Genomic DNA, 7,468 nt, shown 5'->3' with positions numbered 1-7,468 from the left:
CCACCGAACCCGCTCAGACACCCCGACCCCCGAACCACCGAACCCGCTCGAACGCCCTGAACCCGCCCGAACCGGCGGCCCTGCCGGAGCCACCGCCGGATCCAACGGCGGATCCAACGGCACCGCCGAGGAAGGACACGGCGACGGCGCCCACCATGGTCAGCGCGGCGGCCCCGGCCCACCTCCACATCGCGGGCAGGTCCCGCGTGGGCACCACGGGGTCGGGCGGCAAGCCGTAGACCTCCGGCTCGTCGAGCAGCAGGAAGAACGCGCCCATGCCGCCCACCCCGTCGTCGGGGCTCTCGCCGTACAGGCGTGCCTCGGTGCGGCCCTCGGCGTGCAGGGCGGCCACGCGGCCGGCGGCCCGTTCGCGCAGCTCGTCGAGCGGGCCGAACTGGATCGAGTCCGTGGGGCACGCCTTCGCGCAGGCCGGTTCCAGCCCGCCGCGCTGCCGGTCGTAGCACATCGTGCACTTCCAGGCCCGGCCGTCGTCCTCCCTCCGATCTATCACCCCGAACGGGCAGGCGGGCACGCAGTAGCCGCAGCCGTTGCAGATGTCGGGCTGGACGACGACGGTGTCGAACTCGGTGCGGAACAACGCGCCGGTCGGGCAGACGTCCAGGCAGCCGGCGTGCGTGCAGTGCTTGCACACGTCCGACGACATCAGCCAGCGGCCGTCGGGACCGATCCGGAGCGGATCGCCGATCTCGCCCTCGGGCGTCCAGACGGGCTGCTGCTCGATGAACGCGACGTGCCGCCAGGTGCTCGCCCCGAGCGCGACCGTGTTGTCGTAGGAGGTCGCCTGGAACAGGAACCCGTCGTCGGGGAGCTGGTTCCACTCCTTGCAGGCCACCTCGCACGCCTTGCAGCCGATGCAGATGCTCGTGTCGGTGAAGAACCCCATCCGCTCAGCCATGCCGGTACTCCTCCATCATGGCGAGCAGGTCCCCGCCCCGTGGCCGCCGGCCCGGTCGTACGTCGCAGGTCGTCGCCTTGCTCTCCTGGATGTAGACGTTGGGGTCGAGCGCGATCGGCAACAGGTCGTTCGTGACGTCCCCGGTGACCAGACCGCCGGATCCCCATCCCCAGTGGTACGGCAGGCCGATCTGGTGCACGACGCGCCCCTGGATCCGCAGCGGCCTGACCCGTTCCGTGACCAGCACGCGGGCCTCGATCGCGGTCCTGCTGGTCACGATCGTGGCCCATTCGCCGTTGGCCAGCCCCAGGTCGGCGGCGAGCGTCGGCGACATCTCGCAGAACAGCTCCGGTTGCAGCTCGGCGAGGTAGGCCAGTGGCCGGCTCATGGCACCGGCCGTATGATGCTCGGTCAGCCGGTACGTGGTCAGCACGTACGGGAAGCGCGGCGACCGCTCCGGGTTGTACGGCGACTCGGGGCGCGGGTAGGTCCGCAGGCCCGGGTTGGACTGCCGGCCGTACAGGCTGTTGCGCACGGGAGACTCGAAGGGCTCGTAGTGGGCGGGCAGCGGCCCGTCGGACAGGCCCGCCGGGGCGAACAGCCAGCCCTTCCCGTCCGTCTGCATGATGAACGGGTCGATTCCGGACAGCGCGTCCTCCGCCAGGGCGTTCTCCGGCGGGCGGTAGTCGGGCCGCTTGTTCTTCTCGAAGTCGGGCACGTCCGGCCCGGCCCACTCGCCCCGCTCCTCGTCCCAGTACATGTACGCCTTGCGCTCGCTCCAGGGGCGTCCTTCGGGGTCGGCCGAGGCGCGGTTGTAGAGGATGCGCCGGTTGGCCGGCCACGCCCAGCCCCATTCGAGGGCCTCAGGGTTCTGCTCGCGTCCCGGTCTGCGCCTGGCCGCCTGGTTGACCCCGTCGGCGTACACGCCGCAGTAGATCCAGCACCCGCAGCGGGTGGAGCCGTCCGGCTCGAGCTCGGTGTACGCCGACAGGGCCCGCCCGTCCGCTCCGACTCCCCCGATCTCCCGCAGCACGGCCGACGCCGAGGGCTCCCGATGCTCGCCCTCCTCGGGGTAGTCCCAGGTGAGCTCGCGCAGCGGCAGGTCCCTCTCCTCGGAGGTCAGGCGTTCCCTGATCAGCCTGCCGAGGTGGTAGTAGAACCACAGGTCGCTACGGCAGTCGCCGGGCGGGTCGAGTGCCTTCTCCCGCCACTGGAGCAGCCGCTGGGTGTTGGTGAAGGTGCCCTCCTTCTCCACGTGGCTCGCGGCGGGCAGGAAGAACACCTCGGTGCCGATCTCCTCGGTGCGCATCTCCCCGGTCTCCAGCTCCGGGCCGTCCTTCCAGAAGGTCGCCGTCTCCACCAGGGTCAGGTCGCGTACGACGAGCCAGTCGAGGTTCGCCAGGCCGAAGCGCTGCGCGCGCCCGCCCGACGAGCCGACGGCCGGGTTCTCGCCCACCACGAAGTAGCCCTTGACCGTGCCGTCGATCTGGCCCATGACCGTGTTGTAGTGTCCGTGGTCCCCGGTGAGGCGCGGCAGGTGGTCGAAGCGGAAGCCGTTCTCCTCGGTCGCCGCGTCGCCCCACCACGCCTTGAGCAGGCTCACCATGTAGGCGCGCTTCCTGCCCCAGAAGCCGGTGTCCCCTCCGGCTCTCGCCAGGTAGTCGTCGAGCGTCTCGTTCCGGTGCGCGTGCGGCATCGGCAGGTATCCCGGCAGGATGTTGAACAACGTCGGGATGTCGGTCGAGCCCTGGATGCTCGCGTGGCCGCGCAGCGCGAGGATGCCGCCGCCTGGCCGCCCGATGTTGCCCAGCAGCAGCTGCAGGATGGACGCGGTCCTGATGTACTGCACGCCCACGGTGTGCTGGGTCCAGCCGACGGAGTACACCCACGTGGTGGTGCGCTCCCTGCCGGAGTTCGCGGTGATCGCCTCGGCCAGCTCGGCGAAGTCCTCCCGGGACACGCCGCACAGCTCCTCGACCGTCTCCGCCGTGTAGCGCGCGAAGTGCCGCTTGAGTATCTGGTAGACGCAGCGTGGGTGGCGCAGCGTCGGGTCCGCCATCGGCCGCGGCCGCGCCGCCGCGCCGCCCGCGCCGTACTGGTCGGGCCCCGCCGTGCGCGCGTGCGCCCTGCCACCCTCGACCTGCTCGGCGCGCTCCCCCGCCGCCGCCTCCTCGGCCGCCCCCTCGTACGACCAGCTCGCCGGGTCGTACGACCGGGTCTCATGGTCGAATCCGGAGAACAGGCCGTCGAGATCCTCGGTGTCGCGGTAGTCCTCGGACACGATCGTCGACGCGTTGGTGTAGGCCAGCACGTACTCCCGGAAGTCCAGCTCGTTCGACAGGACGTGGTTGATCAGCGCGCCGAGCAGGACGATGTCACTGCCCGCGCGGATCTGCGTGTACCGGTCGGCGAGCGCGCTGGTCCGGGTGTAGCGCGGGTCCACATGGAACACCTTCGCTCCCCGGGCCTTGGCCTCCACCACCCACTGGAATCCCACGGGGTGGCATTCGGCCATGTTCGACCCCTGGATGACGATGCAGTCGGCGCGTTCCAGATCCTGCTGGAACGTCGTGGCGCCGCCGCGCCCGAAGCTGGCCCCCAGACCGGGGACGGTGGAGGAGTGTCAAATGCGCGCCTGGTTCTCCACCTGGATCGCGCCGAGGGCGGTGTAGAGCTTCTTCATCAGGTAGTTCTCTTCGTTGTCGAGCGTCGCCCCGCCCAGGCCGGCGATGCCCAGGGTGCGCCGCACGACCGTGCCCTCGTGCTCCTGCTGCCAGGTGTCCCGCCGGGTCCGCAGGACCCGGTCGGCGATCATGTCCATCGCGGTGTCGAGGTCGAGCGGCTCCCACTCCGTGCCGTACGGCCGGCGGTACAGCACCGCGGTCTGGCGGCCGGCGTGGGTGACGAGCTGCTTGCTGGCCGACCCCTTCGGGCACAGCCTGCCCCGCGAGATGGGCGAGTCGGGGTCGCCCTCGATCTGGCTGACCTTGCCGTCCTTGACGTAGACGAGCTGGCCGCAGCCGACCGCGCAGTACGGGCAGACGGATCGGGCGACGCTGTCCGCCTCCTCGACGCGGGGCCGCAGCGCGTCGGTGCGCGATGATCGCGCGGCGTCGCCCCTGCCGTCCTGCCCCCGCAACTGCCGGATCACCGGCCATCGCGCGAACCACCCGCCACCTGCCATGATGCGTGTCCTGCCCGCCTCCACCTGGTCTAATCTCCCCCATGCGACGAACGATCGACCGGCTCCTCGCCGAGGCCAGGTCCCGCCTGGTGCGGCTGGACCCGGTGCGGGCCACGGAGGCGATGCGGGAGGGGGCCGTGCTCGTCGACACGCGGCCGCTGGAGCAGCGCGAGGCGGACGGCGAGGTCCCCGGCGCGTTGGTCATCGGCAGGAACGTGCTGGAGTGGCGGCTCGATCCGGCGTCGGAGTGGCGGCTTCCCCTGCCCGGTGGCCATGACCTGCACGTGATCGTCATGTGTGACGAGGGATACAGCTCCAGCCTGGCCGCCGCCACGTTGCAGATGCTGGGGATGCGCCGGGCGACCGACCTCGTGGGCGGTTTCCGCGCCTGGGCCGCCGCCGGTCTCCCGGTGGTACCGCGCCTCAGGCGGGCGGATCGGGTGGCCGCCTCGGATGATCGAGGGTAATCGACTGGACAAAACCGCCCGTTTCACCAGTAGTGTTGGCGATCAAGGGGCGGCTCCTGGACGCGCTTCCTTCTATCTTTTAATGATCTAGCGCGTCCGCTCTCCGCCCCTTTCTGCTGTCCGGCGTGCGAGAGGGCGATCATGAACGGACTGGCCGAGATGCTGCTGCGGCGGCACCGTCTGGTCGCGCCCGGCCTCCTCGCCCGGGATCCGGCGCCCGCCTTCGCCGGGACCGCGCCGCAGCCGCGGAAGCAGGAGGGCGCCGATCGCGCGCCCTCGTGCGAGGACGGCCTCGCGGCGCTCGAAGCCGATCTCCTCCAGCTCGGATACGTGGTGTCGGCCTCGCTGCGCCGGGCGCTGTCCGAGCTGACCGCCGACGAGCTCGCCAACGCGGGAGGGCATCTCATCCACGGTGTCCTCGCCGAACTCGGCGGCTACGTGGAGCACGTTCCGCTGTTCCGGAACTTCCCGGCGAGCGTGCCCGCCGACACCGCCGAGTTCTACGTGCGGCGCGTGTTCACGCTCCTGCTGCAACGGCCCGAGCAGCCCTGCGTGCTGTGCGGGCTGGTCACCACCGTGCATCCGGTCTCGCCGTGCGCCCATCTCGTCTGCCGGGCCTGCTGGGACGGCTCCGACTTCAGCGCCTGCCCGATCTGCCACCGCCGCGTCGATCCGGACGACCCGTTCCTGCGGCCCGCCGACGACCCCGTGGCCGAGGCCGGCACCGCGAACGGGTCCATGTCCCGGGTCGCCACCGTGTTGTCGCTGTGCGCCGATCCCGCCGAGACCGCTCGCGACCACCTGCGCGTGCTGCTGTCCCGGCGGACACCGCTCCGCAAGGAGGACCTGGCGACCGTCGGCGTCCTGATCCGGGAATTCTGGCCGCGTGCCATCAACTGGCTGCCCGAGCGGATCCCGGTGCGCGAGACACGCGCCGTCGTCCTCGCGGCGGCCATGCGGCACGGCGGCGACTCCGTACCCGAACTCCTGGACCGGTACGTCGACAGCGCGACCGACGTGCTGCGCCTGCTGACCGCGCTGATGGGCGGCGACCCGGGACTGCGCCAGCGGCTTCCGCGCAGGAGCAGCCTGTCCAGGGCGATCCGGCGCGCCCTGTTGTCCCATCTCGACCGCATGCCCGTGCCGTACCTGATCGAGGACCTCCACCGCCATCCCGAGGCGTGGAAGCACATGGCCGAGGTGTTGCACCCGCACGAGCACCACACTCGTCATCCGGACGCCGCGCTGGCCTTCGCCGCGCTGCGCGGCACCCGGCTGGACGGCGGCGGCCCGCTCGCCACGGCGCTGCTGGACCGCGCCGCCGCGTACCCCGGCCTGCTGCGGTTCGACGGTGTACGGCTTCGCGCGAGCGGCCTGGCCTCCCGAGTCGAGACGGCGCTCCGCGACGGCGACCACGCCACGGCTCTCACGCTGCTCGGAACGCGGCCGGGAGAGCTCGCCCGTCGCGTCGCGCATCTGGCCCGGCGCGTTCCCGCCGAGCCGCTCGCCGCGGCGGTGGCCGAAGCGGCGCCCCGGGTGTCTCCCGGGGTGCTGATCGCCGCGCTCGGTCAGGTACGCACTCCGCCGGGTGGCAGCCGCATGTTCCTCCCACGCGGCGGATCCGCGCGGATCTGGACGGAGCCGGACGACCGTGCCCCGATCCCCGACCAGGTGGTCGCGTCGGTCACGGCCGCCATCGACGCCGAGATGCTGCGCCGGGCCGCCGCGCTTCCGCCCGTGGAGCTCGCGCTGCTCGACGAGGGACTCGCCGACCTGCACGCGCCCGCCGCCGAGCGCTCCGCCTCCGCGACGCTGGTACGGCTCACACGCGGCAGCGTGCGGCCGATCCCTTCGGGGGACCGTCTCCGGCTGTTCCTGCACTGGGCGGAACCGGACGGCGAGCGCGTGGACCTGGACCTTTCGGTCGCGCTGTTCGACCCGCGCTGGTCGTTCGTCGATCTCTGCGACTACACCAACCTGCGGGTGGGAGGAGACGCCGCCGTCCATTCCGGCGACCTCACCTCCGCGCCCGAGCCGCTCGGCGCCTCGGAGTTCGTGGATCTCGACATCGAGTCGCTGCGCGAGGACGGCGCGCGGTACGCGGTGCCCATCGTCTTCAGCTACAACGACGTGCCCTTCGAGCGGCTCGTCCGCGGTTTCGCCGGTTTCCTCGACTCCTCCGACGCGCATAGCGGTGTCGCGTTCGACCCGTTCGCCGTACGGCAGCGGTTCGACCTGACCGGGTCCGCCAAGATCCTGGTGCCGTTCGTCGCCGACCTGTGGTCGCGGACCATGCGCTGGGCCGACCTCAACCTGTCCACGTCCGGGTTCATGCACGACGTCTGGGCCTACCACGGGCAGCTCGCCCGGCTCGGCTCGACGCTGGAGGACGCGTACGGTCTGGGCGAGCGGGTGACCCTCTGGGAGGTCGCCCGCTGGCACGCCGCCGCCCGCGCTCGGCGGGTGGTCGTACGGCACCGTGACGGGTCGCGTGTCCACTATGTCCGGGGAGACGACGAGGAGAGCGCCGAATTCGCCGCGCGGCTGACGGCATCGCACGAGGCCGGGCGGGCGGAGCCCTCGTCCGCGGCGTCCGGCGACGCCGCCGCTCCGCCGTACGAGGACGCGCTCGGTACGTCGCGGGGCGAGTCGTCCGGCACGTCGCTCGGTGGCACGTCGCTCGGTGGCACGTCGCTCGGTGGCACGTCGCTCGGTGGCGCGGAGCTCGCCGTACTCGTCGACGCCGGTGACAGCGCCGGAGTCGGGGTCGAACTCGGTGGCGGGGCCGGGATCCGGGAGGGCGCGCAGGTGTACGCGCTGCACCCGGGCTCTCTCGACCCGGCCGAGGTGCGCATGCTCGACGCCGCCGACCTGGTCGCGGCGCTGGCCCCCGCCCCGCTC

Annotated in this window: 4 protein-coding genes; 2 read left to right on the top strand and 2 right to left on the bottom strand. The window is 72.0% G+C overall.

The features are described 5' to 3' along the window. Positions 1–13: 13 nt before the first annotated feature. Together IMZ11_RS41190 and fdh are read right to left on the bottom strand one after the other, a co-directional pair. Entirely contained in the window at positions 14–916 is a 903-nt protein-coding gene (locus IMZ11_RS41190) for a 4Fe-4S dicluster domain-containing protein (RefSeq protein WP_228648791.1), read from the bottom strand. Then, positions 909–4,100, bottom strand: a complete 3,192-nt coding sequence (fdh, locus tag IMZ11_RS41185) for a formate dehydrogenase (RefSeq protein WP_228648789.1) — start codon at positions 4,098–4,100, stop codon at positions 909–911. Before fdh ends, IMZ11_RS41190 begins: the two co-directional genes overlap by 8 nt. Before the next feature lie 41 nt (positions 4,101–4,141). Here fdh and IMZ11_RS41180 point away from each other — a divergent pair, with 41 nt between their 5' ends. Both IMZ11_RS41180 and IMZ11_RS41175 read left to right on the top strand, forming a co-directional pair. Then, positions 4,142–4,567, top strand: coding sequence for a rhodanese-like domain-containing protein (locus IMZ11_RS41180; protein ID WP_228648787.1), 426 nt, complete (start codon positions 4,142–4,144; stop codon positions 4,565–4,567). 141 nt (positions 4,568–4,708) lie between these two features. Next, positions 4,709–7,468: MXAN_6230/SCO0854 family RING domain-containing protein (locus IMZ11_RS41175; protein ID WP_228648785.1), on the top strand; the 2,760-nt coding region annotated here is incomplete at its 3' end.

This window comes from Microtetraspora sp. AC03309 (assembly GCF_020826795.1).
Taxonomy (GTDB): Bacteria; Actinomycetota; Actinomycetes; order Streptosporangiales; family Streptosporangiaceae; genus Microtetraspora; species Microtetraspora glauca.
Note: the sequence above shows the minus strand (reverse complement) of the source record. Positions and strands in the feature narration are given on the sequence as shown.